Genomic DNA, 23440 nt, shown 5'->3' on the forward strand with positions numbered 1-23440 from the left:
TACGGGCACGTGACCGGGACACCTCACAGGCCGCCCGAGCCGCCCGAGTCCCCGCCGGTGTCGCCCGCGCCGCCCGGCCGGTCGCTGTGCTCCTTCAGCCGCGTCAGATCGCGCTCCAGCTTCTTCTCCTGCACTTCGCTGAGCGGGATGTAGCCGGCCTCCGAGGCGAAGTCCGTGTGGCTGTCCACGTAGAACTCGACGAACCCCTCCACCTCGGGGCGCTCCAGCGCCTTCGCCGAGGGGTAGATGAACAGCGGCCGGGCCAGCGGCTTGTACGAGCCGTCCTGGACCGACACCGTGCTGGGCGCGACGCAGCCGTCGCCGGCGTCGATCTCCAGGGCGCGCAGCTTGTCGCGGTTCTCGTCGAAGTAGGTGAAGCCGAAGTAACCGAGCCCGCCGGAGTGCTCCGCGACGCCCTTGACGAGCGTGTTGTCGTCGCTGCTCGGGGTGAAGTCGGCGCGGGACGCCTTCTCCTCGCCGTTGATGGCCTCGGTGAAGTAGTCGAACGTGCCCGAGTCGGTGTCGGGCCCGTAGAGCTGCAGCGGCTCGTCCGGGAACGCGGGGTCGACCTCCTGCCAGCTCGTCAGCGCGGAGCCGGGCTCCCAGATGCGCTTGAGCTGGTCGGTGGTGATGCAGTCGATCCAGTCGTTGCCGCGCGGGACGACGACGGTGAGCGCGTCGTTGGCGATCGTCAGCTCGCGGTACGGCACGTCCCAGTTGGCGCAGGTCTCCTTCTCGAAGTCGTTGATCGGCCGGGATGCGTCGGATATATCCGTTTCGCCCGCGCAGAACTTGTCGAAGCCGCCGCCGGTGCCGGACGCCTCGACCTTGACCCGTACCCCCGGCTCCTGCCGGCCGAAGCGCTCGCCGGCGAGCTTCGTCAGCGGCTCCACCGTGCTGGAGCCGTCGATCGTGACCGTCCCGGACGGCCGCCCGGTCGTCCTGTCCTCACCCGAGCCGGCCGCGCTCTCGCCGCCGCAGGACACGAGGGAGGCGACGGCGGCCGGGGCGAGGAGGAGGGCGCCCAGGCGGGCGGCGGTGCGCTTCGTCTGCATCGGGCTCACGGGCTTTCGCTGCTCTCCGGTGATCGATTCGGACATACCTCGGGTCCTGTATCGAAGTGGCGGCAGTCGGCCATGCGGGGCGGCTTCGGTGAGCAAGGGATGAACAGTGGACGACCAGACATGATGCCGTTATGCGGCTGTGATGAAAGCGCGGATCACGGGGCGAACGCGCAGGCGGGAGGGGCGTACGCGGTCCGCGTCCACCCCCGCGTGGCGGTGCGCGCGGCCCGCTAGATCGGATCTAGCGGGCGCCTGCCGGTTTCTGGCGCCTGAAGGGTGGAGGCCCGGGCGCACCGCCCGGGGTGGCCGAGACCGGGAGGTGCCCGATGCGGAACGGCGAGTCCGGCGTACGTGGGACGCCCGGGCCCGCGGCGGCGTCCGGCCCCTCGGGTGCGGCCGGCGCGGGCGCCCCGCTGCGGATCGCGTGCATACTCGGCGGCCAGGAGGAGCCCGACTGCCGCCCGCCCGCCGCCGCCCACTGGCTCGACGAGCTGGCCGGGGCCCGCGGCGGCATGACCCTGCGCGTGCTGGACCTCGCCGACTACGACCTCCCGCTGCGCTACCCCGCGCACCCGACCGAGCAGATGGCCTCGTTCACCGCGGAGCTGGCGTGGGCCGAGGGGTTCGTCGTGGTCACCCCCGAGTGCAACCGCAGCTTCCCCGCGCAGCTCAAGCACGCCATCGACATCGGCTACGACGAGTGGCACGCGAAGCCCGTCGGCTTCGTGTCGTACGGCTTCGGCTGCGACGGCGTGCGCGCGGTGGAGCACCTGAGGTCGGTCTTCACCGAGCTGCACACGGTCACGGTGCGGGACTCGGTCGGAATCGACCTGCGCTTCACCGATGAGAAATTCCCGGCCGGCGGGTCCCTCTATTCGGACGGGCTGGTACGCGCCGCGGGCGCCCTGCTGGACCAGCTCACCTGGTGGGGTCTCGCGCTGAGAGAGGCCCGCGCGACGCGGCCGTACGTGGCGTAGCAAAAGCCGCACACATACCTGATGTTGGAGAATCTGGAGAAGAAGCACATGACTAACGACCCGTCCGGCCTGGCGATCGAGACGTCGGGGCTTGTGAAGGTGTTCGGCGAGACCCGTGCGGTGGACGGCGTCGACCTCGCCGTCCCCAGCGGCACCGTCTACGGCGTCCTCGGCCCCAACGGCGCCGGGAAGACCACCACCGTGAAGATGCTCGCCACCCTGCTGCGCCCCGACGGCGGCGAGGCCCGGATCTTCGGCAAGGACGTCGTCCGCGACGCCAACGCCGTACGCTCCCGGGTCAGCCTCACCGGCCAGTACGCCTCCGTGGACGAGGACCTGACCGGCACCGAGAACCTGGTGCTGCTCGGCCGCCTCCTCGGGCACAGGCCCGCGGCCGCGCGCGTGCGCGCCGCGCAGTTGCTGGAGGCGTTCGGCCTCAGCGAGGCCGCGGCCAAGCAGGTGAAGAACTACTCGGGCGGCATGCGGCGGCGCATCGACATCGCCGCGTCCATCCTCAACACCCCCGACCTGCTCTTCCTCGACGAGCCGACCACCGGCCTCGACCCGCGCAGCCGCAACCAGGTCTGGGACATCGTCCGCGCGGTCGTCGCGCAGGGCACCACCGTCCTGCTCACCACCCAGTACCTGGACGAGGCGGACCAGCTCGCCTCCCGGATCGCCGTCATCGACCACGGCAAGGTCATCGCCGAGGGCACCAAGGGGGAGCTGAAGGCGTCCGTCGGCGCCGGCTCGGTCCACCTCCGGCTGCGCGACGCCGCGCAGCGCGCGGAGGCGGTCGCCCTGCTGGAGACGGCGCTCTCCGGCGCCCAGGTGCAGCTCGAAGCCGACCCGGTCGCGCTCACCGCCCGCGTCGGCAACGGCGACAACGGCAGCGGCGCCGCCGCCCAGGCCGCCGCCGCGCTGGCCGAGCTGGCCCGCGCGGACATCACCGTCGACAACTTCTCGCTGGGCCAGCCCAGCCTGGACGAGGTCTTCCTCGCCCTCACCGACCGCCCGGCCGGTGCCGAGACCCAGGAGGCAGCAGCATGAGCACCGCGACCGAGACCCAGACCCAGGGCCGTACGGAGGACCTGGCGCCGGTCACCACCGAGAGCCTGGCGGAGCTGCTGGTCTCCAAGGAACGGCCGCCGCAGCCGAGTGCGTGGTCGGCCTCCGTGACGTTCGGCTGGCGCGCCGTGCTGAAGATCAAGCACGTGCCGGAGCAGCTCTTCGACGTCACCGCCTTCCCGATCATGATGGTGCTGATGTACACGTACCTCTTCGGGGGTGCGCTGGCCGGCTCCACCTCGGACTACCTGCAGTACCTGCTGCCGGGCATCCTGGTGATGAGCATCGTCATGATCACGATGTACACCGGCGTCTCCGTCAACACCGACATCGAGAAGGGCGTCTTCGACCGCTTCCGCTCGCTGCCGATCTGGCGCCCCGCGGTGATGGTCGGCTACCTGCTCGGCGACATGCTGCGCTACGTCATAGCGTCGGTGGTGATGGTCGGTGTCGGCCTCGTCATGGGCTTCCGCCCGGACGGCGGCGTGGTGGGCGTGCTCGCGGGGGTGGCGCTGCTGATCGTCTTCTCGTTCGCGTTCTCGTGGATCTGGACGATGTTCGGCCTGCTGCTCCGTACGGAGAAGTCGGTCATGGGCGTCAGCATGATGGTCCTGTTCCCGACGACGTTCCTCAGCGACATCTTCGTCGAGCCGGAGACGATGCCGGGCTGGCTCCAGGCGTTCGTCAACAACAACCCGGTGACGCACCTCGCCGCCGCGGTCCGCGACCTGATGCACGGCGACTGGCCGGGCGCGGACATCGCGTGGACGCTCGGCTGGGCGGGCGCGATCGTGGCGATCTTCGGCCCGATCACGATGCGCCTGTACGCCAGGAAGTAACGCGACGCTGAGAACGGCGGCGCTGAGCACGCGACGCCGAGCGTGACCGGGCCCGTCCTCTTCCGGCCGGAAGGGGGCGGGCCCGGTCATGTCCGCCTCCCCGTCTGCTAAGTTCGGCCGCATGTTCCTCCCCCGTGCATAGGAGCCGGCGCCGCCGCGCCCGTCCGGCGTGGCCGTATGCCGCCCATGCACGCTTCGGAGCGCCGGTGCCCCGCGCTCCCTTCGCCGAGGAACCTCACCATGCCTGCGCCGTCGTACGCGGCTCTGCTGCGCATTCCCCATGCCTCCCGCACCTTCGGTGCCGCCCTGCTGGGGCGGCTGTCGTACGGGATGGTCTCGCTGTCGCTGCTGCTCTCCGTCAAGGACGCCACCGGGTCGTACACCGCGGCGGGGGCCGCCCTGGCGTGCTTCGGGGCGACCAGCGTGACCCTGTCGCCGGTACGGGCCGGCTTCATCGACCGGCACGGCCCGCGGCGGGCGCTGCCGCCGATGGCCGCCGCGTACGCGGTGCTCCTGGCGGCGCTGGCCGTCGTCAGCGCGGACGGCGGCACGGGCGCCGCGGGGCTGACCGCGCTGGCGGCGGCGGCCGGGATGCTGACGCCGCCGCTGGGTCCCGTGATGCGGGTGCTGTGGAGCGACCTGGTGCCGCCGGGGCTGCTCTCGCGCGCGTACAGCCTGGACTCGGTCGCCGAGGAACTGCTGCTGGTGACGGGGCCGTTGCTGGTCGGCGCGATCGTGACCGTGGCGCCGGCGCCGGCGGGCCTGGCGGCGAGCGCGGCCCTGATCCTCTGCGGCACGCTGGCGCTGGTCACGTCGCCGGTGGCGGGGGCGAGGAAGGGATCCCGGGCGACGGCGCACCGGACACCCGGCCGCACCCCGGGAGTCCTGCGCGGGAACCTTCCGATGAAGCAGGCGGTCATCGGGGTGGCCGGGGTGGGGGTGTGCCTGGGGGCACTGCAACTGCTCGTCGTGGCCTTCGCCGACGAGCACGACGCCGCGGGCCTGGTGCCGTGGATCCTCGCCGCGATGTCCGCGGGCAGCGCGGTCGGCGGGCTCGTCTACGGTGCCGTCGCCTGGCGCGCACCGAGCACGCGGCGGCTGCCGGTGCTGGCGGGTGCGCTGGGCACGCTGCTCGCCGCCGCGGGCCTGGCACCGCACCCGTACGTGCTGCTCGGCTGCGCCGCGCTGGCCGGGGTCTTCGTGGCGCCGGGCATCACGACGGCGTACCTGATCGCGGACGAGTCGGCCGGCCCCGAGTCCCGTACGAAGGCGGGCGCGTGGGTCAACACCGCCCTCAACGCCGGCTCCTCCACGGCCACCGCCGCCACCGGCCTCCTGATCGACAACGCCCCCCTCCCCCTGTGCTTCGCCCTGGCCGCCCTCCCGGCCGTCCTGGCCGCACTCACTCTGGTGGTGGTCGCAGCGCGGTCCCGTACCGGGGAGGCACCATCGGCCGCCGTGCCCAGTGCCTGATACGCGCGGGACGCACCGCAACTCACCCGGAACCGGGCCGACGGCACCGCGGCACGCCGACACGTGCGCGCGGAGCCGCCGGACCCGTCGAACCGGGGGTTCTGCCAGGGGACCGGAGGGTGTATCGGGGTCGCCCGCAGGAGAAGCGTCAGGCCCCGATGCGCCCGCCCCCGGTGCGCCAGACGTTGACGACCGCCGGGCGGTTGGGCTTGCCGGGGCCGTCAGGCCACGCCGAGCCCGGGTTCTCGTACGACGCGCCGTCGACCTCGCCCGGGTGCTGCACCGCGACCAGCACGCGGTCCTCCTGCACCACGGGGCCGCAGGTCTCCGCGCCCGTCGGCATGCTGAGGAACTGCTTCACCTGGCCCTCGTAGCGGCCCGTGGTCGCCACGCCGAACAGCCCGTCGTGGTTGCCGAGCGCGTTGCCGTCGGTGGAGATCCACAGGTTGCCGTACGGGTCGAACGCCACGTTGTCCGGGCAGGAGATGGGGCTGACCTTGTCCTTCGGGAAGCCCGCGAAGTACGTCGACGGGTCCGCCGGGTCGCCGCAGACCAGGAACAGCCGCCAGCCGAAGCCGGTGGCCGCCGGGTCGTCGCGCTCCTCGGTCAGCTCCAGGATGTGCCCGTGCTTGTTGGCGTTGCGCGGGTTGGCCTCGTCGGCCTTGGCGTTGGTGCCGGTGCCGCGGTTGGAGTTGTTCGTCAGCGCGACGTACACCTTGCCGCTGTTCGGGCTGGGCTCCACGTCCTCCGGGCGGTCCATCTTCGTCGCGCCGGCCTTGTCGGCGGCGAGGCGGGTGAAGACGTAGACCTCCTCTGCGGTCATGCCGGGGACGAAGCTGCGGTCGCCGCTGGCCAGCTTGATCCACTCGCCGGAGCCGTCGAACTCGCCGTCCGCGGGCAGCTTGCCGCTGCCGTCGATCTCGGCGGCCGGGCTGTCGCCGGTGAGCTTGGCGACGTACAGCGTGCCCTCGTCGAGCAGCGTCATGTTGTGGGCGCGCGCCCAGCGGCTGTCGCCGCGCACCATGCGCTTGTCGGAGACGAACTTGTAGAGGTAGTCGAAGCGCTCGTCGTCACCGGAGTACGCGACCGCGCGGCCGTCGCGCGTCAGCCGGATGGTGGCGCCCTCGTGCTTGAAGCGGCCGAGCGCGGTGTGCTTGACGGGGGTCGAGTCCGGGTCGTACGGGTCGATCTCCACGACCCAGCCGAAGCGGTGCGACTCCTGCGGCTCCCTGACGACGTCGAAGCGGTCGTCGAACTGCTCCCACTTGCGCTCCGAGGCGCCGCCGGAGAGCCCGTAGCGCGCGAGGCGCTGCTTGGCGGCCGGGTCGGTGACGGAGCCGGCGTTGGCGAAGTACTGGTTGAAGTTCTCCTCGCCGGAGAGCACCGTGCCCCACGGGGTGGTGCCGCCGGCGCAGTTGTTGAGGGTGCCGAGCACGCGCCGCCCGGTCGCGTCCGCCGACGTCTTGAGCAGGTCGCTGCCCGCGGCCGGGCCGCGCAGCTCGAACTCGGTGGTGGCGGTGATCCGGCGGTTCAGCGGGTGCCGCGGCACGGCGCGGAGGTTGCCGCCGCCCTCGCCCCGGCCCTCCTCCTGGACGGCCACGACGGACATGCCGTGCGCGGCCCAGCCGATCTCGGCCTGCTCGCGGGTGACGTTCTCCGGGTCGTACCCGGGGAACATGAGCTGCTCGTCGGTGTACTCGTGGTTGGCCACCAGCAGTTGCCGGTCGCGCTCGCCGTGCAGCGGCAGCAGGGCGAGGAAGTCGTTGTTGTAGCCGAACTGGCCGGCCTGGGCGGCGGCCGACTGGCGGGCCGGGTCGAAGGCGGGGGCGCCGCGCAGGAGGGGGTCGCCCCAGGCGATGACGACGTTCTGCTCGTAGCCGTCGGCGACGGTGACGACATCGTCGGTGTTGGGCGCGACCGCGTCGAAGCGCAGGCCGCGGGCGGCGTCGCCGCCGGCCTCGCCGCTGCCGGGACCGCGGCCGAAGGTGCCGGCCGGCGAGGTCGGCGCGGCCGTCGCCGGGGCGGCCCCGACGATCCCCGCGCCGGCCGCCACCACGGTCACCGCGGCACCGGCGCGCAGCGCGCCGCGGCGGGAGACGGCGCGGGCGACGATGTCGCCGGCGTACTCGTTGTCGCTGGTGTTCGGAACCTCGTGGAAGCAAGCGTCGCCACAGCGGTAGCGACAGGTCATGGCCGAGCGCCCGCCCGGGTGCGGCGAGCCGATGAGCGGCAGAAGTCTGCGCACGATCCCCTCCGGATTCTGTGAGTTCGCGCCGGACGCTAGGCGCGTAGTCCCGCCGGGGAGCGACGCGGACCTGAACTCCGGGTGAACCCGCGCCGGTGGGCATATGCGGCGGCGTACGATGAGCGGTTCGTCACCGTACGTAATCGGATGAGTGCGACGGTCCGCGGCCGTTAGGATTTCGACCATGGCGGCCACTGGAGAAGAGCAGCAGGGGACGAAGGCGTTCTACGTCTCGACCCCCATCTACTACGTGAACGACGCTCCGCACCTGGGCCACGCCTATACGACCGTCGCAGGCGACGTGCTCACCCGCTGGCATCGCCAGCGCGGTGAGAAGGTGTGGTACCTCACCGGCACGGACGAGCACGGTCAGAAGATCATGCGCACCGCGGAGGCGCACGGCGTCACCCCGCAGGAGTGGTGCGACAGGCTCGTGGAGGAGGCGTGGAAGCCCCTCTGGGAGCACCTGGAGATCGCGAACGACGACTTCATCCGCACCACGGAGAAGCGGCACACGGACCGGGTGCAGGAGTTCGTCCAGGACCTGTACGACAAGGGCGAGATCTACCAGGGCGGCTACGAGGGCCCGTACTGCGTCGGCTGCGAGGAGTACAAGACCCCCGGCGAGCTGCTCGACGGCGAGGGCGAGTACGCGGGCCTGAAGCTCTGCCCCATCCACAAGACGCCGGTGGAGATGCTGAAGGAGGAGAACTACTTCTTCAAGCTCTCCGAGTACGGCCCGAAGCTGCTGGAGTTCTACGAGGCCAACCCCGGCTTCGTCCAGCCCGAGTCGGCCCGTAACGAGGTCGTCAACTTCGTCCGGCAGGGCCTCAACGACCTGTCGATCTCCCGCTCCACCTTCGACTGGGGCGTGCGGGTCCCGTGGGACGACAAGCACGTGATCTACGTGTGGATCGACGCCCTGCTCAACTACGCGACCGCCGTGGGTTACGGCGCGGACGAGGCGAAGTTCGCGGGCACCTGGCCGGCGGACGTCCACCTCGTCGGCAAGGACATCCTCCGCTTCCACGCGGTGATCTGGCCGGCGATGCTGATGGCCAACGGGCTGCCGCTGCCGGGCAAGGTCTTCGCCAACGGCTGGCTGATGGTCGGCGGCGAGAAGATGTCGAAGTCCAACCTGACCGGCATCAAGCCGCAGGACCTCACGGACCACTTCGGCGTCGACGCGTACCGCTGGTACTTCCTGCGGGCCATCCAGTACGGCCAGGACGGCTCGTTCTCCTGGGAGGACTTCACCCACCGCTACACCAGCGAACTGGCCAACGACTACGGCAACCTGGCGTCGCGGGTGGGCGCGATGACCGTCAAGTACTTCGACGGCGACCTCCCGGCGGCGACCGCGGCCGGACCCGCGGAGCAGGTGATCGTCGACGGCCTGGCGCACGCGGCGGCGGAGGCGGACCGCCGGATCGGCGACGAGCTGGACTTCGCGGGCGGCATCGCGGCGGTCTTCGACTTCATCAAGAAGGTCAACCTGTACCTGACGGAGCAGGAGCCCTGGAAGGTCGCGAAGGACCCCTCGGACGAGGCCCAGGCCCGCCTGGCGACGATCCTCTACACCGCCGCGGAGGCGCTCCGCGCGGTGGCGGTCCTCCTCCACCCGGTGATGCCGCGCACGTCCCAGCAGCTCTGGGCCTCCCTGGGCGCGGAGCCGGCCCTGGGCCCCCTGGCCGACCAGCGCCTCGCGGAGGCCGCCGCCTGGGGCCGCCTCCCGGCGGGCGCCCGCGTGACGAAGGGCGCAATCCTCTTCCCGCGCCTGGAGGAGCCGAAGCAGTCATAGCGGGCGCTACGGGCCCGCCGCCGCCCCGCGCGGCAGCGGGCCCGTAGCGGTCACGTGGCGGGGTCCTGGTCGTTGACCCAGACTCCACTCCCGTACATGCTTCCCGCCTCGCCCCAGAGGCCGGCGGTGAACTTCTGGTTTTCCGGCAGGTTGTACACCCCGCCATGGCTGGCCCGGCGTGTCTTACAGGTGCCGTCGCCGCCCTTGGCTTTGATGGTGTAGATCTCATCGCCCAGGTACTCGTGCACTACGACAGTGGCCGGAAAACGGTTTGCCGCTGTATCGCAGACCTTGATGACGTCGCCGTCTTCTCGCATGGAGACCGAAATGCCTTCGAACTTATAGGTTCGATCCCAGGTTTCCTCGGCTGAAGCGGTGCTGAGCAAGGTGCCTGCAGAAATCAGAACGGCAGCCCCGAGCGCTAACGCTCCCAAACTCGTGCGGATCCGCACACTTCTCCCTCGTGCGTCTGTGTTGATCAGATAAAGAAAGACAGCATGGCGTCCATGCTTTTCAAGGCGTGGTGACCAGGGTGCCTTATTCGGCGCTCCCGGGTCCGGCTGTAACCTGCCATACGCTCCTTGACGGAACCTTGACGGCATTTCGCATCCCCGACAGGCAGGACCCGCGGACGCACGTGTGGGCGGGGCATACGTGAGGGCTCGCTACCTCTGGCGCGTGGGCCGGAGACCGGGAGCTTGCGTCAGAAGAACAGGGTGATCTTTCCCGCCAAGCCGCCCTGGAGGAAGCGAGCGTGTGCGGCTTGGACTTCTTGGAGGCTGAAGGTGGAGTGCACGCGTAGCTGCAGGGAGCCGTCGTCGACGAGCTTGGCCAGCTCGTTCAGACCCGCACCGTCCTCGCGCACCTGGTTGATGGTGGTACGCACACCACGGGAGGACAGGTCGGGGACCGGACCGGCTTGGGTGGCGATCGACGCGTACCGGCCGCCGTCGGCCACCGCCTCGGTCACGAATCCCCCGAAGGTATCGAAGACTGCGTCATAGTGACGGTCTCGCAGAGTGTTGCGGTCAGTGGTGACGAGGTCGGCACCGTGGTCACGGGCGAAGGCGAGCTGCGCATCCCGGGAGACCAGAGCATCGACCTTGGCGCCGCGTGCACGGGCGATCTGCAACGCCAACCCGCCAACTGCCCCCGCGGCACCAGCGATCAGGAGGCGCTCACCGGCCTTGACCGCCAGCCAGTCCAGCGTCTGCAATGCCGTCAGCCCAGGCAGCGGCAACGTGGCGGCCTCGGCCAGGCTGACCGACCGCGGCGCGGCGGCGACTGCCTGCGCGGGAAGCGCGACCAGGCCGGCCCAGGTCCCTCGGCCGGTGCTGAGTTGGTGCGACATGGCGATGACGCGCTCACCGGCGCGCAGCCCGCTGCTCCTGTCGTCGACCACCATGCCGGCCAGGTCCCAACCGAGCGTCATCGGCAGTGGCGGCGTTCCTTCACCAATCGCTCCCTCCCGTGTCTTGTCGTCGACGGGATTGATGCTGGTCGCGACGGTCCGGATCAGCACCTCTCCGGGGCCGGGTTCGGGATCAGGAGCATCGATGACGTCGAGGACGTCAGGGGTGCCGAAGCGATCGATCTGTACGGCGCGCACGAAAAGCCCTTCACATGGTGGGTCTGACAGCAGGTCCCAACACCGGTGATGATCAGGGGATTCCCGATTCAGTGCAGCTCGCACTTCGGATCGGCAGCGGCTACCTACGTTGTTGCCCACAGCAACCGAGTGAGGACCCAGGGCACTCTTGGCCGCTTCCAGGGATCCTCATCCCAACGGCCCAGTGACAGCAATTCTCGCCGACATTGATCACGAAAAGTGAGAGCAGGCGATTCCCGAACCCACATCGAAACGACATCCACGAGAAGTGCCACAGCCAACGGGGACAAAATGTCGACGGGGGCTTATGGGGCGAACCTCGGCGATCTCGGTGCCGTTCCGGTGATGTGGTAGGTCTCACCTGCCTCGACGTCGTCGAGCACCGCCTTGGAGCGGGCTGCCAGCTCACGCTGGGTGATGGTCTTCATGACAAGAAGCGCATTGCAGCGTAATGCGCCGTGCCACGCGCTATCGCTGTTCCCGGCGTCCACGGCATCACAGCCGCCAGGGGGGTGAGGGCCGGGATTCCCCGCAGCCGCGAGGAAGTCCCCACGTCCGAGCAATGCGCCGCACGGCGCTTCCGCGCGCCCCAGGTTTGCCCGATTCGTCTCGTTGGTACCCGACTCCCAGGAACGACGTCCCAGGAGGTGGGAGGCCATGCCCAATACGCTCGTGTACCTCCACGCGCACGAGGTGCTCCTGCGCGAGCACCCGTACGAGGAAGAGGTGGCCGGCGGGGGTGTGCCGCAGCGCGTTGGTCGCCAGCTCCGAGACGCACACGCGGATATCGTCCGCCCGCTCTCCCGCGTCCACCCGGGAGGCGACGAAGTTGCGTGCCCGGCCGACCGAACGGGGACTTCGGGCGAACATCCGCGCCTGCGTGGTCATGGTGCTTACCTCGTTCCGGGTGATATCGAGCTGTGGTCCCTGACCGTCTCCCCCTCGGCCCTCCCCGCCGCGGAACCCTGCGGTGTTCAAACTGCGCACCGAACGCGGTTGGTCTCAGACGGAGTTGGCGACGAAGGCGCACACCACGGGGGCCATGGTCAGTTATGTGGAGAACGCGAAGCGGGTGCCGAGTGCGGATTTGGCACGTGACCTCGACCTCGCGTTCGGCAGCGACTTCTTCGCGGACTTCTTCCCGCTGGTGATCCAGTTCGCCTACCCGAGCTGGTTTCTGCCGTTCGTGGAGTTGGAGCGCGACGCTTCAACGATCTCGACGTTCGAAAGCCAGATCATCCCGGCCCTGTTGCAGACGGAGGAGTACGCGCGGGCGATGCTCGCTCCGGTGCGGCCGGACGACCTGGCCGACCTTGTCGCCGCTCGCATGACCCGGCAGGCCATCCTGGAGCGGCGGGACCCGCCGCACACGTGGTTCATCGTGGATGAGCAGGCGCTGCGCAGGAAAATCGGCGGGCCCGCTGTCATGCGGGCTCAGCTTGAGCGTCTGCTGACAGCCGGCCAGCAGCCCCGGACGGTGATCCAGGTGGTGCCGGAGGAGTTGGCTGCGCATCCGGGGTTGGCGGGCCCGTTCACCCTCCTGAACTTCGGCCAGGGCCGGAATCCGAAGGCACGCGACCGCCAGCCGCCGCACGATGTCCTGTTTGTCGACGGCTTCTCTCAGGGGCCGATGGCCCTCGACTCGACCGAGGTCGCCGAAGGCGTCCGGGCCTATGATCTGCTTCGTGGCTACGCCTTGTCGCCCGAAGCGTCTGCCGAACGCATCGGTACGCACCTGGAAGGGTTGGAGAAGCGATGACCAGCGCAAGTGAGTTGTCTGTTCGCTGGCGCAAGTCCAGCTACAGCACCAACGGGGGCGACTGCGTCGAGATCGGCGAAGGGACCACGCCCGTCGTCCCGGTCCGCGACAGCAAGGACCCGCACGGCCCGGCGCTCATTTTCACGACGGAAGGCTGGGCCGACTTCGTGTCCGCGGTCAAGGGCGGGGAGTTCTCCGCCTGAGTCACGGCAGCCCCGAACGTCCGGCCCCCGCCGCCACCGGCGGGGGCCGTCGTCACCAGGGAGCACGCGGGCTTGCCCGGACGCGGCCCGTTCCTGCGGCTGGAGGGAGCTGGAAAAGGGCTGAGGGGTGCTTCCCTGGCGGTCCCAAGGGCGTCAGCTCAGACGACGATGACGTCCACGGCTTCCTCCAGGCCCTGGAAGTCGTCTCCGTTGCGGGTGTAAAGCGGGAGGCCGTGCGCGGCAGCCGTGGCGGCGATCATCAGGTCCATGCGCCGCGGGCGGGGATTGCGGTTCGCCTTGACCGTCAAGGCCACCAGCGTGCCGAACCGGCGAGCTGCCTCGCGGTCGAAGGGAATCGAGGAGAACACGGATTCCGCATCGGCGAGCCGCTGCGACCTGGCCAGTATTGCCACCGGGTCCCGCGTCATGGCCACGCCCTGCGCCAGCTCGGCGAGCACGACCGACGGCACAGCGGCTTCGACGGGCAGCTTCTCGGCATCGATGTCGGGGAGATCGATGAGCACACACGTGTCGAGGAGCCCTCGCGGCCGTCGGCGACCGGTCACCCCCGCTGCCACGGATCGTCTTCGCCGTCGCCGACGCGGTCCTCGTCGCCAAAGAACTCGTCGATCTCGGCGCGGAGCTGCCGACGATCCACCCGCGGTGCGTGCTGCCACTCGCGCTGGAGCTGGGCAACGGGAACGAACCGGCGACGGGGGCTTATGGGACGAACCTCGGCGATCTCAGTTCCGTTCCGGGTGATGTGGTACGTCTCACCCGCCTCCACGTCATCGAGCACCGCCTTGGAGCGTGCTGCCAGCTCACGCTGCGTGATGGTCTTCATGACAAGAAGCGTATTGCAGCGTAACGCGCCGTGCAACGCGCTCCCGCCGTTCCCGACGTCCGCGGCAGCGCAGGCGCCAGAGGGGCGGGGCTGAGCGGCACGGGCATGGTCCGCTCAGCCGCGGCCGGGCTCCGTCGGCATGCGGCCGTACGGGTGCCAGCCGTGTGTCTGCACGGTGAAGCCCATCGGCTCCGGGAACGTGAGCGGCTGGCCGAAGATGCCCTTGCCCGTCTCGACGTACACCCGGCCCTCCAGCTCCAGAACGTGCCAGGTCGCGTCGTTGGGGTCGACGACCAGGTAGACCGGGATGCCCACGGCGGCGTAGCGCTCCCGCTTGTCCTCCCAGTCGCGCTTGATGGCCGTACGGGTACTGGAGACCGTCTCGACCACGGTCAGCACGATCTGCGGGGGCCAGTCCGCGTCCGCCTCGTCCGCCGGGCGGTTCTCAGCCCGGATGATCACGGCGTCGGCGCGCGGGCGGTAGTCGTCGGCCACCAGCAAGCCCCGCTCGGACCATGCCTCGAAGGGCTCCGGCGTGTGCCGGACGAGGCTCCGTCCGGGCAGGTCGTGCACGTGCCCGGGGCTGGCCTGCACCACCAGCTCGCCGTCGAGCAGCTCCACCCGCAGACCGTCCGGGAAGTCGAGGTCGTGCCACTGCTGCACCAGCGCGTTGGCCTTGTCCACGGCCTGACACTCCTCCGGCTTCGTGCTTACAACATAGAGAAGGCCAAGGAAACCCCAGAGCCGGTTCAGCGCGGCCGCAGAACGGTCATGCGTGCCAGGAGGAGAGGCCGAGGTAGCGGGCTACCGCGTGCTCCACTTCTGCCAGTTCGGCGTGGTCGAGGTAGTGGACCGGGTCGCCGTGGACGTACGACACGTCGATCGTGCGGATCTGGTCCACCATGAGCCGGGTACGGGCGCCTGCGACCTCAAGTTCCGGCCGGAAGGCGGCCGGCTGCGCGCTCGTCGATGTGGGGATGATCGTGGCTACGCTCCACGGCATGGAACTCGGGCTCAGGACGAGGCCGTAGCGGCGGCCCCGCTGTTCGTGGCCCCGTTTGGCGTCGCCCAGGTCCACGCGGTACATCGCGCCGCGGATCACCAGGCGTCCTCCTCGGCGGACAGGTCCTCGTCCTTCAGCCGTTCCGCGTCCTCGCGGGCCTGCGCGAGCCAGACCTCGTGTTCCAGCAGCCGCAGGGCCCGCCGGATCACGTCGCTCGTACGCTCACCCTCGCGCATGGCGGCTCTTATGATGCGCTCGTCCTCGTCCGTGGGGCGGAATCCGATGGTTGCTGCCATGTCATCAGCGTACCCCGGCGTGAAACAACTGTCGCGCAAATGTGGAACGACCGGTCACAGGCGCCAGGGGGGTGCGGGGGGCTGGGGGTGGTAGGTGCAGGTGGTGCCGGTGGAGATCGTCTGCTTCAGGTGCTCGGCCAGGGGCGGGTGGCCCTTGGCGATCTTGCGGAGGGCGTCGCGGATGCGGGCGCCCACCGCCTTGCGGGCGCGTTCCGCCTCGTCGCCGAGGCGGCGGGTGCGGCCGGCGAGGCCGGCCGCGGCGCGGAGTTCGTCGAGGAGGGCCGCGCGTTCGCGGTCGTACGAGGCGGCGCGGGTGTCGTCGCCGGCGGCGGTGGCGTGGTCGATCTCCTCGTCGAGGAGTTCCAGGCGGCGCCGGTAGCGGGACTTGGCCTCGGCGTCCAGCACCGGGTCGCCGCCCAGGCGGTGGGCGGCGGCCAGTTCCTCGCCGCCCTCCGGGTTGAGGAGGCGGACGGCGGGGAGTTCTGTGCCGGGGGCGGCGAGGAGGGTGTGGAGGTCGCGCAGGCCCTTGGCGTCGGGGAGGTGCACGGTCCGGCCCGCGTACGTCAGGGTCCACACCCTGCCGTCGTAGCGGAACTCCGCGGCCGGTGGGGGCGGCGCCGCGGGCGGGGTCCTGGGCCGTTCCGATTCCAGTCGCATGCCGAGGCGGGCCGCTTCCGCCGCCGTCGCCCGCGCCAGTCGCTCCGCCGCCGGGTCGCCCTGCTCCCGTAGCACCCCCGCCAGGCCGTGGCGGGACAGCACCGACCACGGGCGGGCCTGCATCAGGTCCGCCGAGCGGCGGGCCGCGCGGAAGCCGGCCGCGGCCGGGGCCCAGCGGCCCTCCGCCGCGTCGACCAGCGCCAGCCAGTAGTCGACGGGCCCGCTCACGTCCCAGCCGTAGACCGCCACCAGCCACTGTCCGCGGTACGGCGACAGCGCGTCCCGCACCGACGCGGCCAGCTCCGGGTCCCGGGTCGCAGCCGCCGTCTCCGCCTGGATCCGCAGCCACAGCGGGAAGAAGCCGCGGTTCTGCTGCTCGTCCGTCGGCGGGCCCTCGGCCACCAGCCGCAGCGCGGGCTCCGGATCGCCGCGGCGCAGCTCCGCCAGCGCCTGCAGCCCGGCAGGGAAGCCGTGCCCGCCGACGGTGAGCCTGGCCGCCGCCTCGGCCGCCTCCGCGTACCGGCCCTGGAGCATCCGGATCGTCCACCAGTGGTGGTCGAGCAGCTCTATCCAGTGCTCGTGCTCGGTGTCCCGGCCCATCTCCACGACCTGCGCGATGTGCCGCTCGGCGGCGTCGAAGTCGCCGCGCAGCGCCTCCACCAGGCTCTGGTCGATCACCAGGGTGTGGCGGATGCTGGGCACATCGCTCCGCTCGGCGGCCTCGACGTAGCCGCGGTACGTGGACGCGAAGCGCGGGTCGCCCAGCTCCAGCAGCGCCACCCAGCGCATCGCCACCGCCATGTGCCGCCCCGCGGGGTTCCCGGCCCGCTCGGCGAGCGTGATCAGCTCCTCCGTCAGCGCCACCCGCTCGGCGGCCGTGCCCAGGCCCCAGATCGCGTTGTGCCTGGTCCACAGGCCGAAGCCCAGCTCCTCGTCGTCCTGGCCGCGGCGGGCGCTGACCGACAGGGTGATGCTCAGCTCCGCGGCCATCTGGCCGGCCGTCAGTTCCCCCTCGTCCGGCCCCGCCGACGCCGGGTGGGAGCTGCGGGCCAGCGCGCGGTGCGCCTCGCGCAGCAGCAGGCGGTTGGCCTCGGCCTGGTCCCGGGGGACCGTCGCGCAGTAGCCCTCGGCGCTGAAGACACCGAGGGCGACGCGGGCCAGCATCTCGGGGTCGTCCTGCTCCCGCGCGGTGCGCACCGCGCCCTCGATGAGCGGCCAGGCGTCGGCCGTCTTGCCCGCGTGCAGCAGCGCGCCGCCCAGGTCGAGGGCCGTGAGCACCCGGCAGCGCGCCGACGCGGCGGCGGACCGCTCGTACGCCCGCCGCAGGTGGGAGACGACCTCCTCGAACGCGAGCCGGCTGCCGGCGTCCTGCCCGGCGTCCCGCAGCAGTCCCACGGCCTGCTCGGCGGGCAGCTCGTCGCCGGCCTCCCAGGCGTGCCGGGCGCGGTCGGCGGGGAAGACCTTCTCGCTCAGCGCGGGCGAGGCGTCCAGCGCGCGTACGACCGCGGCGTGCCGGCGGCGGGCCTCGGCGGGGTCCAGGCCCTCGTACAGCGTCTCGCGCACCAGGTCGTGCCCGAAGGCGAACAGGCCCGCGCCCCGGCCCACGACGAGCCGGGCGGCGACCGCGGTCTCCAGCAGCCGGTCGACGTACCCGGGCGGCCTGCCGACGGCCGCGGCCAGCACCTGGCGGTGGAACTCGCGGCCGAGCACCGCGGCGGCGACCAGCAGCTCGGCGACCGGCGCCGGCAGCAGTTGCAGACGGCGCTGGAGCGCGTCCCGCACGCCGGGCGCCACGGCGTCCGCGGAGGCGCCGCCGGCCCAGAGGCGGGCGGTCTGCTCGATGAAGAAGGGGTTGCCCCCCGTGCGCCGGTGCACCTCGGCGGCCAGCGCCTCGTCCGGCTCCCGGCCGGCGGTACGTTCCATGAGCCGTGCCGTACCGGCGCGGTCCAGGCCGGTGAGCGTGAGGGTGGTGGCCTTGGCGACCAGCGGCGCGATCTGGTCGCGCAGCGGGTGGCCGGGGGTGTCGACCTCGGCGTCCCGGTACGTGCCGATGAGCAGCAGCCGCTCGAACCAGGTGTGCTGCGCGGCGAACTCCAGCAGGCGCAGGGAGGCGGGGTCCGCCCAGTGCAGGTCGTCGAGGACGACGATGACGGGGCGGTTGTGCGAGACGGCGACCAGGGCGGTGGTCACGGCGTCGGCGAGGTGGAAGCTGTCGGCGTACGTCCCGGCGCCGGCCGGGTCGGTGCCGGGCCCTGCAGGGGGGCCGGTGACGACCGCGGGATCGGTGCCGTGGTGCGCCGCGTCGTGGTGGTGTGCCCCGGCGCGGTCGTGTGCGTGGTGCGCGCCGCGGTCGTCCCGTACGCGCTCCGCCCGCCCGCCGTGCTCATGCTGCCCGCCCGCGGCCGGCTCCTCGCCGAGCAGCACGTCGAGCCCGCTGCCCGCCGCCTCGCGGGCCGCCGCCCACTCGGCCGCCGGCACACCGCGCCGCAGCGCCCGCACGACCTGGACCCACGGCCAGTACCCCGGGGCGCTGTCAGAGGCCCAGCACGAGCCGCCGAGCACCAGCGTCCCCCGCCGTCTCGCCTCCGCCACCGCGGCGGTGACCAGCGACGTCTTGCCGATGCCCGGCTCGCCCGTGACCAGCACGAGGCCCCCGTGGCTGTCCGCCGCCCGGTCGGCCTCGGCGCGCAGCACGCCCGCGGGATGGTCTCGTCCGATGAGTGCAGCAGTCATGTCCCCAGCACTCTGACACGCCCCTCTGACACCGGGGCAGCCCTTTTCGCCGGGATGTGACGCTAAGGCCCTGTTCAGCGGGCCCGTAGCGGCGAAGGGGAATGGCCGGGGGACCGGGGATGTTACTCTGACATCAGCATCGAGTCGCGCCCGCAGTCGGCGCCCGTGCTTCTTCACCCCCGCGCTCCGGTTCTCCGTCGAGTCGCTGACTGACGCCGAGCGAGGTTGTTCCACCTCTCCACGCGACCGCGCGTGCCCAAGCCGCGCCTCTGCCGCACATCCCACACCCTTTGGAACCGCGACACCGTCCGTGAAAGGACCGTGCATGACTACTACGACACCCACCACAGCAGAAACCCCGGCGGCGGGCGCCGTCCGGGCCACGTCCGAACTCGCCGCGGTCGCCGGGGTGTTCGAGCCTGTGGGCAACCACGGCTTCCTGCGTGTCGGCAGCCTGCAGCCGGGCGACGACGACGTGCAGGTGCCCGCGAACCTCGTACGCCGCTTCGGCCTCCGCAAGGGCGACCTCGTGGAAGGCGGCGTCCTGCCGGCCGGCGGCCAGGCACCGAAGTCCGGCTCGGGCACGGCATCCGGGTCCGGCTCTGCCTCGGGTTCCGGGTCCGGCAAGCGCCGCGACCGCGACCGCGGGGCCGCCGCCGACCGGCGGGCGAAGGTCCCCGCCCTCGCCCGCGTCGACCGCGTCGCCGGCCTCGACCCCGAGGCGGCCGCCCGCCGCCCCCGCTTCGCCGACCTCGTCCCCCTCCACCCCACCGAGCGGCTCCGCCTGGAGACCCCCGCGGGACGGCTCACCAACCGCGTCGTCGACCTCCTCGCCCCCGTCGGCAAGGGCCAGCGCGGGCTGATCGTCGCCCCGCCCAAGACCGGCAAGACGATCCTGCTCCAGCACCTCGCCGACGCCATCGCCGTCAACCACCCCGAGTGCCACCTGATGGTCGTCCTCCTCGACGAACGCCCCGAGGAGGTCACCGACATGCAGCGCTCCGTACGCGCCGAGGTGATCTCCTCCACGTTCGACCGCCCCGCCCGCGAGCACGTCGCCGTCGCCGAAATGGCCATCGAGCGCGCCAAGCGGATGGTCGAGGGCGGGCAGGACGTCGTGATCCTGCTGGACTCGCTGACCCGGCTGTGCCGCGCCGCCAACAACAGCGCCGGCGCCGGCGGCCGCACCCTCACCGGCGGCGTGGACGCCTCCGCGCTGCTGATCCCCAAGAAGCTCTTCGGCGCCGCCCGCAACATCGAGGGCGGCGGCTCCCTGACGATCCTCGCCTCCGCGCTGGTCGAGACCGGCTCCCGCGGGGACGACTACTACTTCGAGGAGCTGAAGAGCACCGGCAACATGGAGCTGCGCCTCAGCCGCGCCCTCGCCGAGCGGCGCATCTTCCCCGCCGTCGACGTCCACGCCTCCGGCACCCGGCGCGAGGAACTCCTCGCCGCCCCCGGCGAGGTCGCCCTGCTGCACCGGCTCCGCCGGGTGCTCGGCGACCGCGACGCCGTGCAGAGCATGGAGCTGCTGCTGGAGCGGATGAAGGCGAGCGGCGGCAACGCGGAGTTCCTGCTGCGCCTGGCGCGTACGACACCGGCGTGACGTGGCCGGGGGCGCGCGGGCGTACGGAGCCGGGCGGGCGCCCCGTGCGTACGACACGAACGCCCCGCGCCGCGCCGCCGGAACCGGCTACGCCGCGTCCCGCAGCGCCGTCGGCCCGCCCTCGCGCCGCTCCTCGACGCCCGCCAGCTCCGCCTCCGTCTCGGCGATCCGCTCCTTGAGCTGCGACGCCTTCTCGTACTTCTCCGCCGCGACCGCCTCGTCCTTCTCCCGGCGCAGCTTCAGGAAGCGATCGGAGACGTAGCGGTCGGACAGCTCGGCGGCGGTGGCCAGCGCCTCGTCGGCGAAGCGGACCTGGTGGTGTGCCTCGTACGAGTCCCGCAGCCCTTCGAGGATCTGCACGGTCTCCGCGACGGTCGGCTCCGGCACCAGCACCGGCTGGAAGCGGCGCTCCAGCGCGGCGTCCTTCTCGACGTGCTTGCGGTACTCGTCGATCGTCGTCGCGCCGACGACGTGCAGCTCGCCGCGGGCGAGCGCGGGCTTGAGCATGTTGCCCGCGTCCATGGCGCCCTCGCCGCCGGATCCGGCGGCGACGACGGTGTGCAGCTCGTCGATGAAGAGGATCGTGCTGCTCTCGGTGTTCTTCACCTCCTCGACGACCTTCTTCAGCCGCTCCTCGAACTCGTCCCGGTACTCCGAGCCCGCGACAAGACCTGCCAGGTCCAGGCCGACGACCCGCCTGCCGGCGAGCGTCTGCGGCACGTCACCGGACTCGATGCGCTGCGCCAGGCCCTCGACGAACGGGGGGTGGGGGCGGTTGTCGAGGGGGGTCAGGCGCCGGTCGGCTCTGTCTGCCCGGCTCTCCCGGCTTGCCCGGTGCTGTCGGCCGCCTGCTCCGCGCGTCGGCGGCGGTGGGCGGCGACGCGCGTACGGGAGGCGCAGGCCGGGGAGCAGTAGCGGCGGGCGCTGCCGGGGCCGGTGCCGAGGTAGAGGACGGTGCAGTCGGGGGCGGCGCACTCGCCCCAGGCCGGCTGCCCGTACTCGGTGAGGATCTGCGCCAGCGCGAGGGCGCCGGAGGCGAGGAACCAGTCGGCCCAGCCGGCGTCGTCGCCGCGGTCGACGTGCAGGTGCCAGGGGTGGTCGCCGTGGCGGGAGAGCCTTGGGCGGGCGCCGCACTCCGCGAACACGTCGTTGAGCGCGGCGGCGGCGCGGTCGGGGTCGGGCTCGGTGAGCACGGCGGTCATGCGCCGGGCGGCACCGCGCAGCGCGTCGGCGTCGGCGTCGGAGAAGGCGCCGGGCGCGAGGTCGGCGGGCGTCTCGCCGTGGGCGGCAAGGAGCCGGGCGAGGTCGGCGCGGGGGATTTCGGGGTCGCGGCGGACGGCGTTGGCGACGTCGAGGAGTCGCTGCGCGGGCCGGAAGCCGTGGCCGGGGGGTGGGGGCGGTGGGGGCATCGGGGGCGCTCCTGGGCTTGGGCTTGGGCTGGGCGGGGTGGCGGGCCGAAGGTAGTGTAACGTCTTGACTCGATAAGCCGTTACGGAGAGCAGGGCTCTGCCGCGCGAGCGGTGCTCTGGGGGCGGTGCTCCGTGGCGGGATCGCCGCCCTCGGGCGAGAGCAGTGCTCTCGAACGGCGGGACCGGACGGCCGGACAGGGAGGCGGGGCGATGGGGCGGGGGTTGCGGGGGTATCTGGCCACGGCCACCTGTGCCCGGCTCGCCGACGACGGGATGGCCGTCTCCGTCACGTTGCTCGCCCTCCACCGGACCGGCAGCGCCGCGCAGGGCGCGGCGGTGCTCGCGGCGTGGACGGCGCCGCACGCCGTCGCCGCCCCGCTGACCGGGGCGCTCGCCGCGCGGGCGCGGGGTGCGGGTGCGGCGTTCCACGTCGCCGCGCTCGGCGTCTTCGCCGCCGCGATCGCGGGCGTCGCCCTCACGCTCGGCCGCGCCCCCGTGCCGGTGGTGCTGGCGGTGGCGGCGCTGGGCGGCTGCTGCGGCCCGATGGTCACCGGCGGCCTGTCGAGCCTGCTCGCGGGCCTGGTCTCCGGCACCGCCGCCCGCGCCCGCGCGTACGCCCTGGACGCGGCCACGTACAACGCGGCGGGCATCGCCGCCCCCGCCGCGGTGACGGCGACGGCGGGCGTGTGGGGCGCGGGCCCGGCGATGGGGACCCTCGCCGTGTCGGCAGCGGGCGCCGCGGGCCTGGCCACGACCCTCCGGGCGCCGAGACCGGCCGGAGAGGTGCCGAAGGCCGCGCCGAATGCCGGGACTTGGGCGGGTGCGGCGCCGGAGGTCGAGGAGACGGAGGAAACGGGCGACGGCCCCCGGCCCGCCTCCGGCGCGGCCGGGCCGGAGTCCGCGGGCGCGGGCACATGGGCCAGGCTGTGGCGTCGGCGTACGCGCGGCGCCGGGGGCGACCCGGCTGCGCCGGTCGTGCCGGGCGGCTGTCCCCGGCCTTCCGGCGGGGAGCCCGGGTCCTCCGGCTGCCGCCCCGCGGCGCAGGGTCGTCGCCGGCGGCTGTGTACGCGCACCGCCGGACGCCGCGCCTCCGCGCGCCGCGCCGGCCGGCCCCTCCGCCGTCACCCCCGGGACCGTTCCTCGCTCTGGCGCGAACTGCTCGGTGGGCTGCGGGTGCTGTGGGAGATACCCGCCCTCCGGGGCATCACCGCCGCCACCTCCCTCGCCTACGTCGGCATCGGCGGGCTCGCGCCCGCCGCCGTGCTGCTCGCCGACGAGCGCGGCTACCCCGGCGGTGGCGGCGTGCTGCTCACCGTGCTGGCCGCAGGGGCGCTCGCAGGGGCGCTCGGTGCCGCGCGGCTCTGGCCCGGCGTCTCCGACGCGCGGCTCGCCGCCGTCTGCCTCGTCGGTACGGGTGTGGCGCTCCTCGGCGCCGCCGCCTCCGGCCCGTACCCGCTGTGCGTGGCGCTCTTCTGCCTCGCCGGGCTCTGCGACGGGCCGCTGCTCGCCGCCACCCTGCGGATCCGCGCCGACCACGCGCCGCCCGCCGTGCGCACCCAGGTCTTCACCCTCGGCGCCGGGCTCAAGACCACCGCCGCCTCCGCCGGTGCCGCGCTCACCGCCGCCGCGACCTCCGCGCTCTCGCCGGCCCAGCTCCTCGCCGCCCTCGCCGCCTTCCAGCTCGCCGGCGCCGCACTCCTGTGCGGAATCGGGAGTTCCGTACGCCCGGAGCAACCCCTGGGGCAATCCGGGTCCTGAGCGGGCGACTTCGCTCAACTTACGGTCACTGTCCGTAAGTTGGCCGGTAGGGTTCGTGATCGAAGGGGCCCCTCCTGGGCCCGGTCGCGGGGCCCA

At 72.4% G+C, this 23440-nt stretch carries 21 protein-coding genes and 1 pseudogene; 9 read left to right on the forward strand and 13 right to left on the reverse strand.

The window, feature by feature from the left end:
* Positions 1 to 23 precede the first annotated feature (23 nt).
* Entirely contained in the window at positions 24 to 1100 is a 1077-nt protein-coding gene (locus OG946_RS18225; protein WP_326797125.1) for a PstS family phosphate ABC transporter substrate-binding protein, read from the reverse strand.
* A gap of 290 nt (positions 1101 to 1390) precedes the next feature.
* Here OG946_RS18225 and OG946_RS18230 point away from each other — a divergent pair, with 290 nt between their 5' ends.
* The 4 genes from OG946_RS18230 (at position 1391) to OG946_RS18245 (ending at position 5421) form a co-directional block, all read left to right on the forward strand.
* Positions 1391 to 2041: an NADPH-dependent FMN reductase gene (locus OG946_RS18230; protein ID WP_326797126.1), complete on the forward strand. Its 651-nt coding sequence runs from the start codon at positions 1391 to 1393 to the stop codon at positions 2039 to 2041.
* A gap of 48 nt (positions 2042 to 2089) precedes the next feature.
* Complete coding sequence (locus OG946_RS18235; protein WP_326800297.1) at positions 2090 to 3091, forward strand: ATP-binding cassette domain-containing protein; 1002 nt, start codon at positions 2090 to 2092, stop codon at positions 3089 to 3091.
* Positions 3088 to 3948: an ABC transporter permease gene (locus OG946_RS18240; protein WP_326797127.1), complete on the forward strand. Its 861-nt coding sequence runs from the start codon at positions 3088 to 3090 to the stop codon at positions 3946 to 3948. The genes OG946_RS18235 and OG946_RS18240 overlap by 4 nt, the downstream gene beginning before the upstream one ends.
* Positions 3949 to 4212: 264 nt before the next feature.
* Positions 4213 to 5421, forward strand: a complete 1209-nt coding sequence (locus OG946_RS18245; protein WP_326800298.1) for an MFS transporter — start codon at positions 4213 to 4215, stop codon at positions 5419 to 5421.
* Between the two features lie 148 nt (positions 5422 to 5569).
* Here the strand turns inward: OG946_RS18245 and OG946_RS18250 are convergent, their stop codons facing one another.
* Positions 5570 to 7666, reverse strand: a complete 2097-nt coding sequence (locus tag OG946_RS18250; protein ID WP_326797128.1) for a PhoX family protein — start codon at positions 7664 to 7666, stop codon at positions 5570 to 5572.
* A gap of 184 nt (positions 7667 to 7850) precedes the next feature.
* Here OG946_RS18250 and metG point away from each other — a divergent pair, with 184 nt between their 5' ends.
* Positions 7851 to 9467, forward strand: coding sequence for a methionine--tRNA ligase (gene metG / locus OG946_RS18255; RefSeq protein WP_326797129.1), 1617 nt, complete (start codon positions 7851 to 7853; stop codon positions 9465 to 9467).
* A gap of 50 nt (positions 9468 to 9517) precedes the next feature.
* On the opposite strand, the gene OG946_RS18260 is transcribed toward metG, so the two are convergent.
* The 3 genes from OG946_RS18260 to OG946_RS18270 all read right to left on the reverse strand — a co-directional run bounded on the left by OG946_RS18260 (position 9518) and on the right by OG946_RS18270 (position 11504).
* Entirely contained in the window at positions 9518 to 9919 is a 402-nt protein-coding gene (locus OG946_RS18260) for a hypothetical protein (protein ID WP_326797130.1), read from the reverse strand.
* 251 nt (positions 9920 to 10170) lie between these two features.
* Entirely contained in the window at positions 10171 to 11076 is a 906-nt protein-coding gene (locus OG946_RS18265) for an NADP-dependent oxidoreductase (protein WP_326797131.1), read from the reverse strand.
* Between the two features lie 305 nt (positions 11077 to 11381).
* A complete protein-coding gene (locus tag OG946_RS18270; RefSeq protein ID WP_326797132.1) occupies positions 11382 to 11504 on the reverse strand; it encodes a hypothetical protein in 123 nt (40 codons plus the stop codon).
* A gap of 542 nt (positions 11505 to 12046) precedes the next feature.
* On the opposite strand from OG946_RS18270, the gene OG946_RS18280 reads away from it, so the two are divergent.
* Positions 12047 to 12835 carry a helix-turn-helix domain-containing protein gene (locus OG946_RS18280; RefSeq protein WP_326797133.1) on the forward strand — a complete coding sequence of 263 codons (789 nt, stop codon included), beginning with the start codon at positions 12047 to 12049 and terminating at the stop codon, positions 12833 to 12835.
* Positions 12832 to 13038 (forward strand): DUF397 domain-containing protein, encoded by a 207-nt coding sequence (locus tag OG946_RS18285; protein ID WP_326797134.1) that lies wholly within the window; start codon positions 12832 to 12834, stop codon positions 13036 to 13038. Before OG946_RS18280 ends, OG946_RS18285 begins: the two co-directional genes overlap by 4 nt.
* A 158-nt stretch (positions 13039 to 13196) precedes the next feature.
* Here OG946_RS18285 and OG946_RS18290 read toward each other — a convergent pair whose 3' ends face one another.
* The 6 genes from OG946_RS18290 to OG946_RS18315 form a co-directional block, all read right to left on the reverse strand.
* Positions 13197 to 13616 carry a type II toxin-antitoxin system VapC family toxin gene (locus OG946_RS18290; protein WP_326797135.1) on the reverse strand — a complete coding sequence of 140 codons (420 nt, stop codon included), beginning with the start codon at positions 13614 to 13616 and terminating at the stop codon, positions 13197 to 13199.
* The gene (locus OG946_RS18295) at positions 13601 to 13882 is read right to left on the reverse strand and encodes a type II toxin-antitoxin system Phd/YefM family antitoxin (RefSeq protein WP_326797136.1); all 282 of its coding nucleotides are present in this window, start codon (positions 13880 to 13882) and stop codon (positions 13601 to 13603) included. Before OG946_RS18295 ends, OG946_RS18290 begins: the two co-directional genes overlap by 16 nt.
* Before the next feature lie 114 nt (positions 13883 to 13996).
* Positions 13997 to 14566: a Uma2 family endonuclease gene (locus tag OG946_RS18300; RefSeq protein ID WP_326797137.1), complete on the reverse strand. Its 570-nt coding sequence runs from the start codon at positions 14564 to 14566 to the stop codon at positions 13997 to 13999.
* A gap of 85 nt (positions 14567 to 14651) precedes the next feature.
* A complete protein-coding gene (locus OG946_RS18305; protein ID WP_442814404.1) occupies positions 14652 to 14984 on the reverse strand; it encodes a type II toxin-antitoxin system PemK/MazF family toxin in 333 nt (110 codons plus the stop codon).
* A complete protein-coding gene (locus OG946_RS18310; protein ID WP_027746122.1) occupies positions 14981 to 15181 on the reverse strand; it encodes a hypothetical protein in 201 nt (66 codons plus the stop codon). Before OG946_RS18310 ends, OG946_RS18305 begins: the two co-directional genes overlap by 4 nt.
* Positions 15182 to 15235: 54 nt before the next feature.
* A complete protein-coding gene (locus OG946_RS18315; RefSeq protein WP_326797138.1) occupies positions 15236 to 18571 on the reverse strand; it encodes an AAA family ATPase in 3336 nt (1111 codons plus the stop codon).
* Positions 18572 to 18896: 325 nt separating this feature from the next.
* Here OG946_RS18315 and rho point away from each other — a divergent pair, with 325 nt between their 5' ends.
* Positions 18897 to 20177 carry a transcription termination factor Rho gene (gene rho / locus OG946_RS18320; protein ID WP_442814406.1) on the forward strand — a complete coding sequence of 427 codons (1281 nt, stop codon included), beginning with the start codon at positions 18897 to 18899 and terminating at the stop codon, positions 20175 to 20177.
* Between the two features lie 117 nt (positions 20178 to 20294).
* On the opposite strand, the pseudogene OG946_RS18325 reads toward rho, so the two are convergent.
* Positions 20295 to 20933 (reverse strand): annotated as a pseudogene (locus tag OG946_RS18325) (AAA family ATPase); the annotation flags it as partial.
* Between the two features lie 32 nt (positions 20934 to 20965).
* Positions 20966 to 21586, reverse strand: coding sequence for a CGNR zinc finger domain-containing protein (locus OG946_RS18330; RefSeq protein WP_326797139.1), 621 nt, complete (start codon positions 21584 to 21586; stop codon positions 20966 to 20968).
* A 210-nt stretch (positions 21587 to 21796) separates the two neighbouring features.
* Between OG946_RS18330 and OG946_RS18335 the strand changes: the two genes are divergently transcribed.
* Positions 21797 to 23344 carry an MFS transporter gene (locus OG946_RS18335; protein ID WP_326797140.1) on the forward strand — a complete coding sequence of 516 codons (1548 nt, stop codon included), beginning with the start codon at positions 21797 to 21799 and terminating at the stop codon, positions 23342 to 23344.
* Positions 23345 to 23440 lie beyond the last annotated feature (96 nt).

It is taken from the genome of Streptomyces sp. NBC_01808 (genome assembly GCF_035917395.1).
In the GTDB taxonomy this organism is placed as follows: domain Bacteria; phylum Actinomycetota; class Actinomycetes; order Streptomycetales; family Streptomycetaceae; genus Streptomyces.

Bases quoted from the DNA above. Each gene is read 5' to 3' on its own strand.
- OG946_RS18310 (WP_027746122.1), bottom strand. From the start codon at position 15,181: ATGGCAGCAACCATCGGATTCCGCCCCACGGACGAGGACGAGCGCATC.
- OG946_RS18295 (WP_326797136.1), bottom strand. From the start codon at position 13,882: ATGAAGACCATCACGCAGCGTGAGCTGGCAGCACGCTCCAAGGCGGTG.
- OG946_RS18285 (WP_326797134.1), top strand. From the start codon at position 12,832: ATGACCAGCGCAAGTGAGTTGTCTGTTCGCTGGCGCAAGTCCAGCTAC.
- OG946_RS18270 (WP_326797132.1), bottom strand. From the start codon at position 11,504: ATGAAGACCATCACCCAGCGTGAGCTGGCAGCCCGCTCCAAGGCGGTG.
- OG946_RS18330 (WP_326797139.1), bottom strand. From the start codon at position 21,586: ATGCCCCCACCGCCCCCACCCCCCGGCCACGGCTTCCGGCCCGCGCAG.
- OG946_RS18315 (WP_326797138.1), bottom strand. From the start codon at position 18,571: ATGACTGCTGCACTCATCGGACGAGACCATCCCGCGGGCGTGCTGCGC.
- OG946_RS18335 (WP_326797140.1), top strand. From the start codon at position 21,797: ATGGGGCGGGGGTTGCGGGGGTATCTGGCCACGGCCACCTGTGCCCGG.
- OG946_RS18225 (WP_326797125.1), bottom strand. From the start codon at position 1,100: ATGTCCGAATCGATCACCGGAGAGCAGCGAAAGCCCGTGAGCCCGATG.
- rho (WP_442814406.1), top strand. From the start codon at position 18,897: ATGACTACTACGACACCCACCACAGCAGAAACCCCGGCGGCGGGCGCC.
- OG946_RS18235 (WP_326800297.1), top strand. From the start codon at position 2,090: ATGACTAACGACCCGTCCGGCCTGGCGATCGAGACGTCGGGGCTTGTG.
- metG (WP_326797129.1), top strand. From the start codon at position 7,851: ATGGCGGCCACTGGAGAAGAGCAGCAGGGGACGAAGGCGTTCTACGTC.
- OG946_RS18240 (WP_326797127.1), top strand. From the start codon at position 3,088: ATGAGCACCGCGACCGAGACCCAGACCCAGGGCCGTACGGAGGACCTG.
- OG946_RS18230 (WP_326797126.1), top strand. From the start codon at position 1,391: ATGCGGAACGGCGAGTCCGGCGTACGTGGGACGCCCGGGCCCGCGGCG.